Below are 17,581 nucleotides of genomic sequence, written 5' to 3' on the forward strand. Positions count from 1 at the left end.
GACAGACCGCGAAGCGGTCAGGTGGGGGCAAGTGGGTGAGCCACCGTTCCCAATCCGTCTCACCACCGAGACACCGCCCCCTGGCCGACCTCCGCGTGTTCCCCTAGTCTGACCCGCTCAGGGGTGAGCATCTCCACGTGTTGAACACGGCCGAACAGGAAGCCTGGAGCTTTCTCAGCAAGGCGCCGCACTATGCCGCGCCCGACGAGGTCGAGGCCCATTTCGGCCGGGCGATCGCGGCGTTCGGCTATGATCGCTTCTGCGCCACCCTGATCAACGCCGAGCAGCTGGGCCGCGAGCCGCCTACCCTGGCCCGCAGGGACTTCGACGCCTGGGACGCCCGCTACTGGGGCGAGCGCCACGTGGTCCACGATCCGTGCATCAAGCTGCTGCGGAAATCCGGCCGCAGCTTCGCCTGGACCGACGCCAAGCCGCTGGGCGACAACCGGGCCCGGGCGATGTGGGGCGAGGCCTCGGAATTCGGCATGAACGACGGCTATGTGGTGCGGGTGTTCGGCCCGGCCGGCCACGAGGTGCTGATCCGCATGGCCACGGAGGCGACGACCACCGACCCCACCGCCCGCGCCGTGCTGGAAAGCCTGGCCACGGTGTTCGGCACCATCATGCTCAAGCACTGGGAGCTGCAGGACGACAACCCCGACTACGGGGTGATCTCCCAGCGCCAGACCCAGTGCCTGTACTGGGCCAGCCGGGGCAAGACCGACTGGGAGATCGGCGCGATCCTCGCCCTCTCGCCCCGCACCGTCCACCACCACATCGAGGCCGCCAAGAAACGCCTCGGCGTGATCAAGCGGCAGGAGGCGGTGATGAAGGCCGGGGAGCTGGGGCTGCTGGTGAAGGTGGGATGAGCGGATGGGGACATGCCCTTGCGGCGTGTCCCCAAGTCTTGCTCCGTGGATGCCGATGGGGACACGCCGCAAGGGCATGTCCCCGGCTCAGTTCGCCAACCCCTTGCTCCCCGACACCGTAAACCGCGCCTCGACGCCCGCCGGCTTGTCCAGCCCCGGCCGCGCCACGGGCTGGCCGCCGCCGATCCACAGGCTGACCGGTCCGGACGCGATCGACCGCGAACCGTCGGCCGCCACCACGCTCATCGCCGCGCCGTCGAGCTGGAAGCTCACGCGGCGCGTCTCGCCGGCCTTCAGGCGCACCCGCTGGAAGCCGTGCAGCGACCGCACCGGCGCGCCGGTCACGTCGCGCGAGACGTACAGCTGCACCACCTCGTCGCCGTCGCGCGCGCCGCTGTTGGTGACGGCGACCGAGACGCTCTGGCTGTCGCCCGCCTTGACCGCCGCCCGCGCCAGCACCGGCTTGCCGTAGGCGAACCGCGTGTAGCTGAGGCCATGGCCGAACGGATACAGCGCCTCGCCGGCGAAATAGCGATAGGTGCGGCCGGCCATGCCGTAGTCCTTGAAGGCCGGCAACTGGTCGGCCGAGCGGTAGAAGGTCACCGGCAGGCGGCCCGCGGGGCTGAAGTCGCCCGCCAGCAGGCCGGCGACGGCGCGGCCGCCCTCGCCGCCCGGATACCAGGCCTCGACGATGGCCGGCAGGTGGGCGTCGGCCCAGTTCACGCTCATCGCCGAGCCGTTCATCAGCACAAGGACGACCGGCTTTCCGGTGGTCCGCAGGCGCTCCAGCAGCCCCTCCTGGGGCGCGGGCAGATCCAGGCTGGTGCGGTCGCCGCCGACGAAGCCGGGGGCCCGCACCGACATCTCCTCGCCCTCGAGCTTGGCGGTCAGCCCGCCGACGAAGACCACCAGGTCGGCGTCCTTGGCGGCGGCCACCGCGGCGTCGGCGCCGCGGCTGGGCCGGCTCCACTGCAGGCGCAGCTCGCCCCGCTCGCCCAACTGGTTGGCCTCGACGACGATGGCGCTGGCCTTGCCGGCCGTCAGGGCGACCTCGCCGTCCGGCGCGGAGTCCCTGGCCCGGGTCCAGGCGTCGACGACCGTCCTGCCGTCGACGATCACCCGGTAGCCGCCCTCGCCGCTGACTGTGAACCGGTGGACGCCGGTCTCGGTCGGGGTCAGCACGCCGGTCCAGCGCATCGACGTCGTTCGCGCCTGGCGCTGGGGCCGGCCCCAGCTGAAGCTGGCGTTGGCCGCCGCCTCGGCGGCGCTGGCCGGTCCGGCCAGGTCCAGCCCCTGGAAGGTCTCGACCTTGAGGTCCTTCAGCACCGCGTCCGGCACGTCCTCGCGCGGGGCGGCGGTCCAGCCCGTGCCCTCGACGAAGTCGATCCTGGCGTCGGGGAAGCGCTCGCGCAGCCCGGCCAGCACGGTGACCGGCTTGGACGGCGTGCCGTTATAGTTGCCCACCAGGGCGTCCAGGCTGTCGGCGTTGGGGCCGATCACCGCGATGCGGGCGGGCGCGGCCTTCAGCGGCAGCAGGCCGTCGTTCTTCAGCAGCACCATCGAGGCCTTGGCCGCCTCCAGCGACAGGGCCCGGTGGGCGGGCGTGTCGTTGTCGGCGGCGGTGATCTTGAAGTACGGGACCTTGGCGGGCGGGTCGAACAGGCCCAGGCGCAGGCGGGCGATGAACAGGCGCTCGACGGCCTGGTCCAGTTCAGCCTGGCTGAGCAGGCCATGGCGAACGGCGTCGACGATCGGCGCGATGTCGCTGCTCTTGTTGGGTCCGAACTCGGCGCAGAACAGGTCTGTCCCGGCCTTGATGCTGACGGCGGCGGCTTCCTCGGCGGTTTTCACATAGCCGTGCGAGGTGGGTTGGAAGACGTCGGCGATCGCCGCGCAGTCCGACACCACATGGCCGGAAAAGCCCCAGTCGCGCCGCAGCCGGTCGACCAGCAGGGGCCTGTTGGCGCAGGCGGGCGCGCCGTCGACGGCGTTGTAGGCGCACATCACCGACTCGACCTTGGCCCGGGTCACCAGCGCCTTGAAGGCCGGCAGGTAGGTGTCTTCCAGGTCGTGAGCCGAGGGGTGGATGTCGTCGCGGTGACGATCCGCCTCGGGGCCGCTGTGGACCGCGAAGTGCTTGGCCGTGGCCACGGTCTTGTAATAGGTCGGGTCGTCGCCCTGCAGGCCGGTGGCGAAGGCCACGCCCATCTCGGCCGTCAGGTGCGGGTCCTCGCCCCAGGTCTCCTGGCCCCGGCCCCAGCGCGGGTCGCGGAAGATGTTGATGTTGGGCGACCAGACGGTCAGGCCGCGATACTGGGCCGAGCCGCCGTCGGGGGCGCGCTTCTCGACATATTTGGCGCGGAACTCGGTGGCGATGGTGTCGGCGACGCCATGGATCATCGGCGCGTCCCAGGTGGCGGCCATGCCGATCGCCTGCGGGAAGACCGTCGCCTCCCCCGCCCGAGCCACGCCGTGCAGGCCTTCGCTCCACCAGTTGTAGGCCGGCACGCCCAGGCGCGGGATGGCGGGGGCGGCGTGCTTCAGCTGGCCGGCCTTCTCCTCCAGGGTCATGGCCGAGACCAGGGCGGCGGCGCGGGCCGGCGGCGTCAGGGACGGGTCGAGGAACGCCGCCGGAGCCTGGGCGTGGACGCTGGAGGCCATGCCGGCGGCCGCCAGGGTCAGGGCCCAACCGGCGGCGATGACGAGCGCGCGGCTCGACGGATGGATCGCTGAAGCCTTCACGCGTTTCCCCTTGCCTCGCGACCCTTGCAGGGTCGTCTCTACCGGCGCGACACCGGTGTCAGGGGCATCTTAGACACAAGCCGCGCCTTGGGGACAGCGAAAAGGTACCGGTACCTTTAGGGTGAAGGCAGAGCCATGTCCGCGCCGCGTCCAGGCGCCCTTTGGGACCTTCGGCTCATCGGCGCATCGGCCGCCTTGGCCGCCGTGGCCGTCACACGGAAGAGACCGGCTCCTCTTCGCCCAGGGTGACCTTTTCCCGCTTTCCGGTGTTCGGATCCGTCCGGTGAAGATGGAAGGTCCGTCCCTTGAAGGGGCCGTTGATCAGGTCGAGCAACATGATCTGGGTCAGCTTGTTCTCGGGCGTGGCGAACGGCGAGATCAGTTCGACGAGCCAGGTCCGGTCTCCGGAGGTCCAGTCGGCGGGCGCCAGGGGCTCGCCCGCCTCGAGCTTGGCCTCGGCGGCTTGCGACAACCGGGCCCAGATCGCCACGCCCAGCGGCATGGTCTCCAGACCCTCCCGCGTCAGGCCGAACTGGGCGAACGAGGCCGGATCGGCGTCGCTCAGGCCCGGCGTCGGTCCGAACCGGAAGATCCGGAACTGTTCGCTGACCACGGCCGGCATGAACGACGATTCCAGAGCCTTGATCTTCAGCTCGCGGTGGAGGGACGACTGGCTGAGCAGCCAGACGATCTGGCCTATGGCTTCGGCGACCGTGCGCGGGGCGCCGTCATGCGGAGCCGCGGAGGAAAAACTCGTCATTGTCGTCCTCGAATGTCAGGCGACGCCGTCAGCGGCGCCGGAGATTGGGCAGGGCCGCGCCAGGGAGCGTCGGGATCGAAATCACGGTCATGTCGATCTACCTTATGGCTATCCAGCGGCGTGGAAAAATTAGTCGGCGGGGTCGTACGCGGGGGCGTCAAAAACGACCTTTACAGACAAATGCTTGTTCTCAACCTCAGAGGGATCTCCCCAGTTACCTCTATATATGGTCAGAACTTCTTCAATAATCGCTCTTCTATCGGAAGGACTCCCACCTCCACCGTCCGTAGGGACAAACCACGTAACAACGTCGCGACTCTTGGAGATAACCCCTCCGGATTGCGTGAACTTACTGTACGCCGAGAATTTTATGTATTCTTCGTTACTTTTATCGACGTAAAATGGCCTTACAAATCTAGTTTTCTCGACCCTAAGTACGAGATTCCGAGCGTCATCCCATATTCTAGGGGGATATGAGCTGTCACATCTCCACATAATATACCCCTGTCGGCTGTCGAGATTTTGCCAGGCCACCCGTAACTCTGCGATAGTCGTTCAACCTAGACTTCGTCATCGCTCCAGATCCGCCCCCCTCTGGACCGAGCCAGGCACAAGCCCGTTCAAGCGCCGAGCTGAGCGCGCTCGGCGTCCGCCGAACCGTGCCGCTGGAGAGCTAGGCCGAGGATCCGGCGTGGCGCCCGCCCCTACCGCTCCCTGCCCGCCTCCTTGACCCGACGCGCCAGGGGCGACAACAGGAACCCAATGATCCGGCGCTCGCCTGTCTTGATTTCGACCGTGGCCGACAGGCCCGGCGCCAAGGCGAGCCGGCGCCCATCCACCAGTATCCAGGGCTGGGTCAACTTCACCATCGCGGGAAAGACAAGCCCCTCCTTCTCGTCCTCGACCGCGTCGCGGCTGATATGTTCGATCACCCCGTGGACCACGCCGTAGCGGGTGAACGGATAGGCCTCGAGCTTGATCTCGACGGGCTGGCCCTCGTGGACGAAGCCGGCGTCGCGGTTCTGGACGCGGGCCTCGATGATCAGCTCGCCGCCGCGCGGCACCAGCACCATCAGGGGGTCGGCCGGCTTGACCACGCCGCCCAGGGTGTGGACCTGCATCTGCTGGATCACGCCGTCCATGGGGGCGGTCAGGACGGTGAGCCCGGCCTTGTCGCTGGCCTTGGACAGCTCCTCGCCGCGCAGGCGCTGGTTGGCCTGGGCCTCGGTCAGGGCGTCCAGCACCTCGCGCGAGAACTCGCCCTGAGCCTTGGCGATCTGCTGGTCGACCCCGGCCACGGCGGCCTCGGCCTTCAGGCGCTCGTCGCGGCGGATGGCCAGGTCCTGGCGCATCCCGACCACCTGCTGCTCCAGCTCCGAGACCTTCATGCGCGGCGCGTAGCCCTTGACGACCAGTTCGCGCATGCCCTTGAGCCGCTCCTCGGCCAGGGGGATCTGCTGGCTGAGCTTGACGATCTCGTTCTCGATCATGCCCAGCTCGCCCTGGCGCTGGAGGCGGTCCTGCTTCAGCCCGGCCAGGGTGGCGGCCTGTTCGCGGCGCTTGGCCTCGACGAAGGCGCGCTGGGTGGCCACCGAGGCGCGGTCGGCGCCCTGGGGGGCGCGGAACGCCGCGCCGCGACCGCCGGCGTAGTCGACCAGGGCGGTGGCGCGGGCCGCGTCGATGTCGGCGCTGAGCAGGGCCTGGCGGGCCTGGGCGACGTCGGCCGCGGTGGCGGTGGGATCGAGATCGACCAGGGGCTGGCCGGCCCGCACCGTCTGCCCCTCGACCACGTGCAGGGCCCGCACCACGCCGTAGTCGGCGGCCTGGATCAGCTTGACGTTGCCGCGCGGGATGATCTTGCCCGGCGCGGCGGCGACCATGTCGACCTTGCCGAGGATCGACCAGGCCAGGGCCAGGACGATGAAGCCCAGAATGGCCCAGAGCACGGCGCGGCCCAGCGGGTTGGGCGGGGTTTCCAGCACTTCGAGGGCGGCGGGCAGGAAGGCGGTCTCGTCGCGCGGCGTGCGGTCGCGCTCGGCCGCCCGCTGCAGGCGCCAGCTCTCGACGAGAACGCCCCAGTGGCGGGCCCAGTCGCGCCCCCAGTCGCGCAAGGCGGCGGCGATCATGCCCGCACTCCCATCTGCTTGGCGTAGAGCTGGGCGTAGCGGCCGCCCTGGCGCATCAGGGTCGCGTGCGTGCCCTGCTCGGTGATCCGGCCGCGTTCGATGGTGATGATCCGGTCGGCCTGGCGGACGGCCGACAAGCGGTGGGCGATGATGATCACCGTGCGGCCGGCGGTCATGGCCTTCAGATTGTTCTGGATGATCTCCTCGCTCTCGGCGTCGAGGGCCGAGGTGGCCTCGTCGAAGATCAGCACCTTGGGCCGTCCGGCCAGGGCGCGGGCGATGGCCAGGCGCTGGCGCTGGCCGCCCGACAGGTTGCCGCCGCGTTCGTCGATCTGGGTGTCGTAGGCCTCGGGCAGCTCCAGGATGAACTCGTGCGCCCCGGCCATCTTGGCGGCGGCGACCACGGTCTCCATCGGCATGGCCGGATCGGTCAGGGCGATGTTCTCACGGACCGTGCGGTTGAACAGGATGTTCTCCTGCAGCACCACCCCGACCTGGCGCCGCAGCCAGGCCGGATCGACCACGGCCAGGTCGACGCCGTCGACGAGCACGCGTCCGCGCTCGGGCACGTGCAGGCGCTGGATCAGCTTGGTCAGGGTCGACTTGCCCGAGCCGGACGGGCCCACGACGCCCAGCACCTCGCCCGGCTCGACCACCAGGTCGATCTCGGACAGGACTTCCGGGCCGTCGATCTTGTAGCGGAAGCCGACCTTCTCCAGGGCGATGCGGCCGACGATGTCGGGCAGGGCCGAGCGCGACGGCGAGGACGACGGCTCGGTCGGGCTGTTGAGGATGTCGCCCAGCCGGGCCACCGAGATCTGGGCCTGCTGGAAATCCTGGGCCAGCTGAGCCAGGCGCAGGACGGGGCCGGCGACCTGGCCGGCCAGCATGTTGAAGGCCACCAGTTCGCCGACCGTCAGCTTGTCGCCGACCACCAGGCGGGCCCCGAAGAACAGCAGCGCCACCCCGCCCAGCTTGTTGATCAGCTGGATGGCCTGCGAGCCCCAATTAGCCAGCATCCGGGCGTCGAAACTGGCCTTGATGTAGCCCGCCAGCTGGCGCTCCCAGCGCCCCTGCATCTGCGGCTCGACGGCCAGGGCCTTGAGGGTTTCGACGCCCGTCACCGCCTCGACCAGGAACGACTGGTTCTCGGCCCCGCGGGCGAACTTCTCGTCGAGTTTGCGGCGCAGGGCCGGCCCGACCAACAGCACCACCAGGGCGTACAGCGGCAGGGTGATCAGCACGATCAGCAGCAGCCAGGGACTGTAGAGCCACATCACCGCCAGGAAGATTCCCGCGAACAGCAGGTCCAGCACCGCGGTCAGGGCCGAAGAGGTCAGGAACTCGCGGATATTCTCCAGCTCGCGCACCCGGGCCACGGAGTCGCCCACCCGGCGGGCCTGGAAATAGGCCATCGGCAGCTGGGTCAGGTGCGAGAACAGCTTGGAGCCCAGCTCGGCGTCGACGCGGCTGGTGGTGTGCGAGAACAGGTAGGTGCGCAGGCCGCCCATGGCGACCTCGAACAGCGACACCACCAGCAGGCCGACGGCCAGGATCTCCAGCGTGGTCAGTCCCTTGTGGACCAGCACCTTGTCGATCACCACCTGGAAGAACAGCGGGGTGATCAGGCCCAGGACCTGCAGGAACAGGGAGGCGACGAGGACGTCGCGCAGCAGGTGCCGGTACTTGACCAGGGCCGGGATGAACCAGGTCACGTCGAAGGCGCGGGCCGCGCCGGCGACATGCTCGCGGGTGGTCATCAGCAACAGCTGGTCGGTGTGGACGGCGGCGAACTGCTCGATCGTCAGGGCGCGCGGGCGCTGCTCGCCGGGGTCGAACACCAGCACCCGGTCGGCGGCGGCCTGCAGGACGATCAGCCAGCCCCCGGTCACGCGGGCCATGGCCGGCAGCGGCTGGCGATGCAGCAGGGCCGGCGCGGCCTGAACCGCCTTGGCGCGCACCTGCAGGCGCTTGGCCAGCCTCAGCAGATCGTCGGCCGAGGCCTCTTCGGAGCCCAGCCCCAGGTCGTGACGGAGGTGATCCGGATCGGCCGGCTTGCCAAGAAAGCCCAGCATGGCGGCGAAGCAGATGAGCGCCGGCGCGCCCATCGGCGGCTCGCTGGCCGAGCCCATGGAGAGGTCGCCGTCAGCCCCCATGACGCGCGATCAGGTTCGCCGAACAGCTCACGGGCGGGAACGGGCGCCATACGGCGAAGACGATCGCCGCCTGGAAAACGGCTCGTCGACGCACTCTGTCGATACGCACTGAAACACACCCCCGAAGCCACCGACCCCATGTTGCAAATCGGAAATGACCGCCGCAACCACAATCTGACGATGATCGACGATAAGCTGTGCAATTCGCCCAGCGAGCGAGTCCGCGCGGAGCCAATGGTCCGGGCGGGCGCGATGGCGGTCGTGCGTGGCGCCGAACGTGCGGCGGAGGCTCGCCGAGCCATCCGGAAGCCGCTAGCCCGCCAGCCAGGCCGCGGCCCGCCGAAGCATGGCGACCAGACCCGCTCCGAACACCGCCAGCAGCACCCCGGCCGGGACCAGCAGCAGCAGGTTTCCCCAGTGCAGCCCGCCGCCGGTGCCGGTGGCGATCAAGGCCAGGGTCAGCAGCAGGGCGGCCACGCCCACCGCGGCCCACAGGCCCAGCCGCGCGCCGCCGGCCCGGCGCGGGACGCCTTGCCAACGCACGAGACCTCCGGTCCCGCGACCGCTCGCGATCCGCCTGCCCCCCTCGCTCGAGGCCCGCCGCCGTCGTCGTCCAGCCGAGGCGGTCATCGATGGTGCATGTCGATGACCCGGCAGCGAACGCTCCAGCCCTCGCCGCCGCGATCGGTGAAGTCGGTGACCACCAGCTCGTAGACTTCGCCGTCCTGGCTGAGCGTGCAGACGTCGCCCACCCGCATCGGCCGGGCGTCGCGCGAGCGGATATGGGCCTCGCGCAGGGTGACCAGGTTCTCGCACAGCAGTTCGTAGTCCTGCGACCCGAACGGCGAGACTGGAACGGGCGCGCGTTTGGCCATCAGCGGCGAGACTTGCGGGCCGCGTATTTGGCGTCGCGCTTGTCCTTGGCCTCGGCCTCGGTCGGGACCTTGGCGCGTTTGCGTTCGGCGCGCTGGCCGGCCACGGCGGCCGCGTCGGCGGCGGCCGCCGTGGCCGCCTCCTTCTTGACCGCCCTGACCGCCTGGCGTTCGGCGCGCACGGCCTTCAGCTCGACGGCTTCCTCGACGCCGCGCTCGGCGAACAGCGGATCGACCACCGCCGGCTTCGGCTTGAACTTGGCGAGCAGCGCCTGCTTGGCCTGCGCGGCGGTCTTCAGCCGATCGGCCAGCTTGGCGCCTTTGGTCTCGTTCATGGCGCGCTCTTAGGTCTTGGTGCCGCGCAGGGCGTCGGGATCGATCGGCCGGGGCCGCGAGGGCTGGCCGCCGGTCGAGCGGGGATCGTTCAGGCCCTTGGGGCCCGAGGGCCGGGTGCCGGGATAGGTCTTCATGGGGCTATTTCTTCTTGGAAAGCAGCGGGGACAGCAGGGTCGGCGCGGCGGCGGCGATCACCTTGGGCTTGGCGGTCTTGGGCTTGCGGACTTCGCGATTGCCTTTGGACAAGGGGCGTTCCTTCAGGGGGAGGACGCGCGCGATCAGGCGCTCGGGCCAGGCGGCCCGGCGCAACGCGCGCGGTGGAAGGCGATATCAGGTCCGTGAAGGGCGCTGGTCGTGGCGACTGACGGTCATGCGACCCCTTTCCGGGGTGCGTCGAGACGGCCCGCCAAGCGGACCGGCACTCGTCGACGGCGCGTCCTAGCGCCTTGGATTGACCCTATCACATCCGGAGGTCCGACCGGTGGAAATACGGCGGGGCCGCCCTACCCCCGCTTGAACAGCGTCGTGCGCTTGGCCATGAACGCCGCCACCGCCTCGCGGTGGTCGGCGCTGGCCACCAGGGCTGGCAGCTCCTTGTCGACCTGGGACCGGCCGTCGACCACCCGCTTGGTGGCCTCCACCGCCAGGGGCGCGCGCGAGGCGATCCATTCGGCCAGGTGGAAGGCTTCCGGCAGGAGCCGCTCGGGCGTGTGGACCGCCGTGACGATCCCGTCGGCCAGGGCCCGCTCGGGGCCGAACTGGGCGCCGGTCAGCAGATGGGCCTTGGCCCGCGCCACGCCGATCAGCCGGGGCAGGCGGACGACCGAGGCCATCAGCCCGATATTGACGCCGGACGCGGCGAACACCGCCCGGTCGCTGGCCAGGCGGATGTCGCAGGCCAGGGCCAGCTCCAGCCCGCCGCCGAAGCACCAGCCGTCGATGGCGGCGATGGTCGGCACGCGCAGGGCCTCGATCCAGTCCATCAGCTGGTTGAAGTTCTCCACCGCTGCCAGGGCCTTGCCGGCCGGCCGGCCGTGCGCCTCGCGCAGGTCGTCGCCGGCGCAGAACACCCCGCCCCGGCCGGTCAGCACCACCGCCCGGGTGTCGTTGTCGCCGGCGATCTCGTCGAGGATCCGCGCCAGTTCGGCCCTCAGGGGCAGGCCCAGGGCGTTGGCCGGCGGGGCGTCCAGCTCCAGCAGCAGGATCGAGCCGGTGGGACGGCTGACGTGGATCATCGCGCTCATCGCGCGAACGTGGCCGATGACGGCGGGAATGGAAAGCTGAGCCACGGCGGGCGCCACCGTCGCGACACCGGTCGTTTCACGCGCAACCATGCTGCGATGCAACAACTTTCCCCTTGCCAGAGTTAAACAGTTGTCACAGCTTAGGCGGCCTTCGGGACGGAATTTCCGCCGCGGAGCCCAAAACGATGGATCGACGCCGGGTTTCGACCCGCGCTGAACGGTCCACGGAGCGCAGAGAGCCAATCCGGCGTTTGTGTTGCAGCGCCGAAGACCCCGGGGAGTGAGATGAGCACAGCCACGCTGCAGAAGACCGAGTTGAAGGACCTGTACGAGATCGGCGAGATCCCGCCGGCCTTCCACGTGCCGAAAAACATGTACGCCTGGGCGATCCGCAAGGAGCGCCACGGCAAGCCGTCGGTCGCCATGCAGGTCGAGGTCGTGCCCACCTGGGAGATCGGCGAGGACGAGGTTCTGGTCCTCGTGATGGCCGCCGGCGTCAACTACAACGGCGTCTGGGCCGCCCTGGGCGAGCCGGTCAGCACGCTGGACGTCCACAAGCAGCCCTATCACGTGGCCGGGTCCGACGCCTCGGGCATCGTCTGGAAGGTCGGCGCCAAGGTCAAACGCTGGAAGCTGGGCGACGAGGTCGTCATCCACTGCAATCAGGACGACGGCGACGACGAAGAGTGCAACGGCGGCGACCCGATGTTCTCGGCCAGCCAGCGGATCTGGGGCTACGAGACCCCGGACGGCAGCTTCGCCCAGTTCTGCCGGGTGCAGTCGCGCCAGCTGATGATGCGCCCCAAGCACCTGACCTGGGAAGAGGCCGCCTGCTACACCCTGACCCTGGCCACCGCCTACCGCATGCTGTTCGGCCACAAGCCGCATGAGCTGAAGCCCGGCCAGAACGTGCTGGTCTGGGGCGCCTCGGGCGGTCTGGGCGTGTTCGCCGTGCAGCTGGCCGCCGTGGTCGGGGCCAACGCCATCGGCGTGGTCAGCGACGACGACAAGATCGACTATGTGAAGAGCATGGGCGCCAAGGCGGTGCTGAACCGCAAGGAGTTCAACTGCTGGGGCCAGCTGCCCAAGGTCAACGGCCCCGAGTTCAACGACTACATGAAGGAAAGCCGCAAGTTCGGCAAAGCCATCTGGCAGGTCACCGGCAACAAGGACGTCGACCTGGTGTTCGAGCACCCGGGCGAGGCGACCTTTCCGGTCTCGGTGTTCGTGGTCAAGCGCGGCGGCATGGTCGCCATCTGCGCCGGCACCAGCGGCTTCAACCTGACCATGGACGCCCGCTTCCTGTGGATGCGCCAGAAGCGCGTCCAGGGCAGCCACTTCGCCAACCTGATGCAGGCCAGCGCCGCCAACCAGCTGGTCATCGACCGCCGCGTCGACCCCTGCCTGTCGGAAGTTTTCCCCTGGGAAGACATCCCCGCCGCCCACGAGAAGATGCTGGCCAACCAGCATCTGCCCGGGAACATGGCGGTGCTGGTCTGCGCTCAGCGGCCGGGACTGCGGACGTTCGAGGAAGTGGTGGAGATCAGCGAGGGGCTGTGAGCCGAGACGCCCTTCCTCAACCCTCTCCCGGAGGGGAGAGGGAGGGACCCGCGCTGAAAGCGTGGGAGGGTGAGGGGTGACGCCCTCACCGGCTTCACACGAGCGCCCTGCCGGCACGCCGGCCGCTGTCCCTAACCCCTCACCCTCCCAAGGCTTCGCCTTGGGCCCCTCCCTCTCCCTCTGGGAGAGGGAATACGGTCAGCAGCCCCGCCACCGCGCCCGCCACGACCACCACCGGAACCAGCGCCCCGACCACCGCCGCGCCGGTCGCCCCGCCGCCGATCAGTTCGGCGGCGGCCAGGGGGCCGAGGATCGAACCCACCCGCCCGGCGGCGACGGCCGCGCCCACGCCCGTCGACCGCACGGCGGCCGGATAGTAGGGCGGCGTCAGGCCGTAGAGGGTGAATTGTCCGCCCATCAGCAGAAAGCCGGCGGCGAAGGCCAGGAAAGCGATCGTCGTCTCGTCGCTGGCCCCGGCCAACAGCACCAGGGTCGCGGCCAGTCCCGCGAACCCGGCCAGCAGCGGCCAGCGCGCCCCCAGCCGGTCGACGACCAGGCCGAACGCCAGACCCCCGCTCGCCCCGCCCAGATTGAACAGCGCCGAGACCAGGAAGGCCGAGGCCGGCGGCAGGCCGCGCGACACCAGCAGGGTCGGCAGCCAGTTGAGCAGCAGGTGCAGGGTCAGGGCGGCCAGGGCGTAGCTGACCCAGATGCAGGCCGTGGCCGGCCAGCGCCCGGCCCCGAACAGGGCGCGGGCCGCGTCGCCGCTCTGGCGGGCGGCGCGATCGGGCCGCCCGACCGGCAGCACCCGATACAGCAGCGGCGCGATGACCAGCGGCGCCAGGCCGCCGACCAGGAAGATCGTCCGCCAGTCGTCCAGGCTCATCGGCGTTCGCGCCACCAGCCCCGCCATCGCCCCGCCCAGCGGCATGCCGCCGGTGACCAGGGCCACCATGGTCGCCTTGCGGGCCGGGCTGGCCTGTTCGGAGGCCAGGGCGATCAGCATCGGCATGGCGCCGCCCAGGCCCAGGCCGGTCAGGAACCGCGCGGCCAGCAGCGGCTCGAAGCCGCTCGCCAGGGCCGTGATCAGCGAGAACACCCCGAACGCCGCCACCGAGGCGGTTAGAACGGGGCGCCGCCCGATCCGGTCGGCGATCACTCCGCCAAAGCTGGCCCCGACCATCAGCCCGATCAGGCTGGCGCTGAACGCCCAGCCGGCCTGGCCCGGGGTCAGGTGCAGGGCCGGCAGCATGCGCGGCGCCGCCACCCCCATCGACTGGATGTCGAACCCCTCGATCATCGCCGCCAGCAGGCAGACGAGCCACACGGGCCAAGTTCGTTTCATGAGCGCCTCCCCCTCTGGCGGAGAGGGTATCCCCTAACTTCACCCTCTCCCAGAGGGAGAGGGAGGGGCCCGCGACCGAAGGGCGTGGGAGGGAGAGGGGTTGCGTCCTATCCGATTTCACACACAAGCACCCTGCCGGCACGGCGTCGGACTCACCACCCCCTCACCCTCCCATGCTCACGCATGGGTCCCTCCCTCTCCCCATGGGAGAGGGCGTCTCGGATGGGCTTTATCGGCTCATCTCGTCCGCCACCGTCCGGGCCAGGGCCTCGTCGAAATCGGTGACCTCGCAATAACCCAGCTGGCGGCGGATCTTGGCGTTGTCGACGAACAGCGGGTAGCTGAGGTCGAGGCCCGACACCGCCTTGGCCAGGGCGCCGCGCGCCACGTCGGGGTGGGCCAGCTGGACCTCGCCGGGCCAGTTCAGATGCTCGGCGAAGCTGGCGGCCCAGGCGATGTTGGTCGGGGTGTTGGACCGGCCGAGGTTGTAGGTCTCGCCGCCGGCTCGGGGGTGCGTGGCGGCCAGGGCGATCCCGGCGGCCACGTCGTCGACATAGCCGAAGGTCGCGCGCCAACTGGCCCACGGATGGGGGATCACCAGGCGCGGCCGGCCCTGGGCCATCGGCCGGATCGCCCACGAGAACCGCCGCTGGCGGTCGCCGGGTCCGAACACCATCGGCAGGCGCAGGATGGTGCTTTCGAGCCCACCGGCGGCGCGAGCCGCCTCCTCAAGAGGTATCTTGTCGTAGTCGTCCATCCAGGCCTGGGGGTCGCTCGCGGCGCGCGGCTTGGCCAGGCGGTAGGGGAAGCGGCTGTCGCGCAGCGGCGCGTCCTCGGCCAGCCGGTCCCAGATCGGCGTCGGCCGGCCCTTGCGGTGCAGGCCCTCGTAGTTGCGATAGACGTCGACCGAGCTGACCAGCACGCAGCGGGCGACGCGGCCCGACAGGGCGTCGAGCAGCGGCAGGGTGTCGGCCTGGGTGTAGGCGATCAGGTCGATCACCGTGTCGACGCCCAGGTCCTTCACCGCCGCGAGCACGGCCGCGGGATCGCGGCGGTCCAGCACCACCGAGGCCGCCCCGGCCGGAACGGTGCGCGCGCCGTGATGCCCGACCGCCGTCTCGACGCCGTCGGCCAGCAGCCGCGCCACCGTCGGCCCGCCGATGAAACCCGTCCCTCCGAGCACCAGGACGCTCATGCCGCTCTCGCAAACTCCAGGTCGAATCGCAGGCGTCAGGCTATGCGGGAGGCGGGGTCACAAGGCAATGGAAGGACAGCCATGCCCAAGCACGACGGAGAGGTCTGGATCGCCCGGCGCACGGCCGAGTCCCGCGCCATGGTCGCCGACGTCCAACGGGCGATGCGCCTCACCCCGGTCCTCAACCGCCTGACCTTCGACGACGCGGACGAAATCCGGCGGCTGGTGGGCGAGCTGACCGGCCGGGACCTGGACGACCAGTTCCGCCTGCTGCCGCCGTTCTACACGACCTGCGGCAAGAACATCGCCATCGGCCGCAACGTGTTCATCAACCAGAACTGCACGTTCTACGACCTGGCGCCGATAAGCCTCGGCGACGACGTCCTGATCGGCCCCAATGTCAGCCTCATCACCGAGGGACACCCCGTCGCCCCGTCGCGGCGGCGTGACGGCGTCCTGGCGCGGCCCATCGTCATCGAGCGGAACGTGTGGATCGCGGCGGGGGTCACCATCATCGGCGGCGTCACGGTGGGCGAGAATTCCGTCGTCGCGGCCGGTTCGGTCGTCACCAAGGACGTTCCCGCCAATACGCTGGCCGGCGGAAACCCGGCCAGGGTCATCCGCTCCATCGCGGAGGAGTGAGCCCGCGCCGCATTCCCGCTTTTGGGATTGGCAGGGCCGCGATCGCATCGCACAGTCCCGCCAAACAAGCGTTCGCCTTAAGACGTCTCGGGGGAGTGAACCATGGGCTGGAAGAGCAAGACGGCGTTGACGGCCCTGGGCCTGGTCCTGGCGGTCGGGGCCGTGGTGGCGGTGAGGACGGCCACGTTCAAGGCGCCGGCGGCGGTCGACACCTCCAGCATCCGCCTGGCCTCGGCCCGTCCCTTCGACGCCGACCTGGCCGCCCGGCATCTGGGCGAGGCCGTGCGCTTCCAGACCGTCAGCCACCAGGACCCGGCCGAGGACCAGCCGGCCGAATGGGACAAGCTGCACGCCTGGCTGCAGGCGACCTATCCCGACGCCCACCGGGCGATGACCCGCGAGGTCGTGGCCGGCCACGCCCTGGTCTACACCTGGAAAGGAACCGACCCGTCCCTGGCCCCGATCGTGCTGATGGCCCACCAGGATGTCGTGCCGGTGACGCCGGGCAGCGAGGGCGCGTGGACCCATCCGCCGTTCGACGGCGTGATCGCCGACGGCGCGGTCTGGGGTCGCGGTTCGATCGACGACAAGGGCAGCCTGGTCACCCTGTTCGAGGCCCTGGACGGGCTGGCCAAGGCCGGCTTTGTTCCCCGGCGCACGGTGATCCTGGTCAGCGGCCATGACGAGGAGGTTCGCGGCGGCGGCGCGCGAGCCGCGGCGGCCCTGCTGAAGGCGCGCGGCGTCAAGGCCCAGTTCGTGCTCGACGAGGGCATGGTGGTGGTCGAGGACCATCCGGTGACGAAGGGCAAGGTCGCCCTGATCGCCACGGCCGAGAAGGGCTACGCCACCCTGACCGTCACCGCCCCGGCGGTCGGCGGCCACTCCTCGGCCCCGCCGGCCCAGACCGGGGTGACCACCCTGGCCAAGGCCGTGCTGGCCATCGCCGACCACCCGTTCCCGATGAAGTTCTCCGGCCCCGGCGCCGACATGCTGAAGAGCCTGGCCCCGCACAGCTCGACGACCATCAGGATGGCGGCGGCCAACACCTGGCTGTTCTCGCCGCTGCTGATCAGCCAGACCGCCAAGACCCCGGCGGGCGCGGCCATGCTGCACACCACCATCGCCCCGACCATGCTGAAGGGCTCGCCCAAGGAAAACGTCCTGCCGCAGGACGCCGAGGCCTGGATCAACTACCGCATCGCCCCCGGCGACACCTCGGCCGACGTGATGGCCCGGGCCAAGGGCGCGGTCGGCGACCTGCCGGTCAAGCTGGCCTGGGTGAAGACGCCGGACGAGCCCAGCAAGGTCTCCTCGACCACCTCGGACGGCTGGAAGACCCTGGCCGCCCTGGCCGGCGACGAGAGCCGCGCGCCCGTCGCCCCGGCCCTGATGACCGCCGCCAGCGACAGCCGCTACATGGGACCGATCGCCGACGACATCTACCGCTTCCAGCCCCTGCTGCTGTCGGTCGACGCTACCAAGATGATCCACGGCACCGACGAGCACATCTCGGTGGCCAATGTCGAGCGCATGGTGCGGTTCTACCAGCGGCTGGTGGAGACGGCGGCGCGATAGGTTTTTCAGGCGCCACAAACTCTTCACGCAACGCAGGCGGGCGTTTGCTGGACGGCAGCTTCACAATGAGGCCTAGTGAGCCCCGGGGAGCAGCTTGTCGCGAAATCCTGATCCGGGGGCCGCCTTCGGGCGGGGACGGATTTTGCGCGAACAGGCTGT

At 70.0% G+C, this 17,581-nt stretch carries 15 protein-coding genes; 4 read left to right on the top strand and 11 right to left on the bottom strand.

The window, feature by feature from the left end:
- The first annotated feature begins 137 nt into the window (after positions 1–137).
- Entirely contained in the window at positions 138–869 is a 732-nt protein-coding gene (locus tag ASD38_RS11610; protein ID WP_056460234.1) for a helix-turn-helix transcriptional regulator, read from the top strand.
- Positions 870–956: 87 nt separating this feature from the next.
- Here the strand turns inward: ASD38_RS11610 and ASD38_RS11615 are convergent, their stop codons facing one another.
- From ASD38_RS11615 to ASD38_RS11650, 9 genes are all read right to left on the bottom strand, one after another.
- Positions 957–3,611, bottom strand: a complete 2,655-nt coding sequence (locus ASD38_RS11615; RefSeq protein ID WP_056460236.1) for a glycoside hydrolase family 3 C-terminal domain-containing protein — start codon at positions 3,609–3,611, stop codon at positions 957–959.
- A 211-nt stretch (positions 3,612–3,822) separates the two neighbouring features.
- Positions 3,823–4,371 carry a toxin-activating lysine-acyltransferase gene (locus ASD38_RS11620; RefSeq protein WP_056460238.1) on the bottom strand — a complete coding sequence of 183 codons (549 nt, stop codon included), beginning with the start codon at positions 4,369–4,371 and terminating at the stop codon, positions 3,823–3,825.
- Between the two features lie 704 nt (positions 4,372–5,075).
- Positions 5,076–6,497, bottom strand: a complete 1,422-nt coding sequence (locus tag ASD38_RS11625) for an HlyD family type I secretion periplasmic adaptor subunit (protein WP_056460240.1) — start codon at positions 6,495–6,497, stop codon at positions 5,076–5,078.
- Positions 6,494–8,653: a type I secretion system permease/ATPase gene (locus ASD38_RS11630; protein WP_082560741.1), complete on the bottom strand. Its 2,160-nt coding sequence runs from the start codon at positions 8,651–8,653 to the stop codon at positions 6,494–6,496. The genes ASD38_RS11625 and ASD38_RS11630 overlap by 4 nt, the downstream gene beginning before the upstream one ends.
- Positions 8,654–8,965: 312 nt before the next feature.
- The gene (locus tag ASD38_RS11635; protein WP_056440358.1) at positions 8,966–9,196 is read right to left on the bottom strand and encodes a hypothetical protein; all 231 of its coding nucleotides are present in this window, start codon (positions 9,194–9,196) and stop codon (positions 8,966–8,968) included.
- A gap of 83 nt (positions 9,197–9,279) precedes the next feature.
- Positions 9,280–9,528: a hypothetical protein gene (locus tag ASD38_RS11640; protein WP_056460241.1), complete on the bottom strand. Its 249-nt coding sequence runs from the start codon at positions 9,526–9,528 to the stop codon at positions 9,280–9,282.
- Positions 9,528–9,860, bottom strand: a complete 333-nt coding sequence (locus tag ASD38_RS11645) for a DUF6481 family protein (protein WP_056440355.1) — start codon at positions 9,858–9,860, stop codon at positions 9,528–9,530. Before ASD38_RS11645 ends, ASD38_RS11640 begins: the two co-directional genes overlap by 1 nt.
- 9 nt (positions 9,861–9,869) lie before the next feature.
- Entirely contained in the window at positions 9,870–9,995 is a 126-nt protein-coding gene (locus tag ASD38_RS23905; protein WP_156390673.1) for a hypothetical protein, read from the bottom strand.
- Between the two features lie 369 nt (positions 9,996–10,364).
- Positions 10,365–11,096, bottom strand: coding sequence for an enoyl-CoA hydratase/isomerase family protein (locus tag ASD38_RS11650; protein WP_056461379.1), 732 nt, complete (start codon positions 11,094–11,096; stop codon positions 10,365–10,367).
- A 294-nt stretch (positions 11,097–11,390) separates the two neighbouring features.
- Here ASD38_RS11650 and ccrA point away from each other — a divergent pair, with 294 nt between their 5' ends.
- A complete protein-coding gene (gene ccrA, locus ASD38_RS11655) occupies positions 11,391–12,665 on the top strand; it encodes a crotonyl-CoA carboxylase/reductase (RefSeq protein WP_056460243.1) in 1,275 nt (424 codons plus the stop codon).
- Between the two features lie 139 nt (positions 12,666–12,804).
- On the opposite strand, the gene ASD38_RS11660 is transcribed toward ccrA, so the two are convergent.
- Complete coding sequence (locus ASD38_RS11660; RefSeq protein WP_056460245.1) at positions 12,805–14,010, bottom strand: MFS transporter; 1,206 nt, start codon at positions 14,008–14,010, stop codon at positions 12,805–12,807.
- Between the two features lie 229 nt (positions 14,011–14,239).
- The gene (locus ASD38_RS11665) at positions 14,240–15,205 is read right to left on the bottom strand and encodes an NAD-dependent epimerase/dehydratase family protein (protein ID WP_056460246.1); all 966 of its coding nucleotides are present in this window, start codon (positions 15,203–15,205) and stop codon (positions 14,240–14,242) included.
- 81 nt (positions 15,206–15,286) lie between these two features.
- Between ASD38_RS11665 and ASD38_RS11670 the strand changes: the two genes are divergently transcribed.
- Positions 15,287–15,847 carry a sugar O-acetyltransferase gene (locus tag ASD38_RS11670; protein ID WP_056440342.1) on the top strand — a complete coding sequence of 187 codons (561 nt, stop codon included), beginning with the start codon at positions 15,287–15,289 and terminating at the stop codon, positions 15,845–15,847.
- Between the two features lie 102 nt (positions 15,848–15,949).
- Complete coding sequence (locus tag ASD38_RS11675) at positions 15,950–17,422, top strand: M20 family peptidase (RefSeq protein WP_056460247.1); 1,473 nt, start codon at positions 15,950–15,952, stop codon at positions 17,420–17,422.
- Positions 17,423–17,581: the final 159 nt, after the last annotated feature.

The sequence above is a fragment of the Caulobacter sp. Root487D2Y genome (genome assembly GCF_001427165.1).
Lineage (GTDB): Bacteria > Pseudomonadota > Alphaproteobacteria > Caulobacterales > Caulobacteraceae > Caulobacter.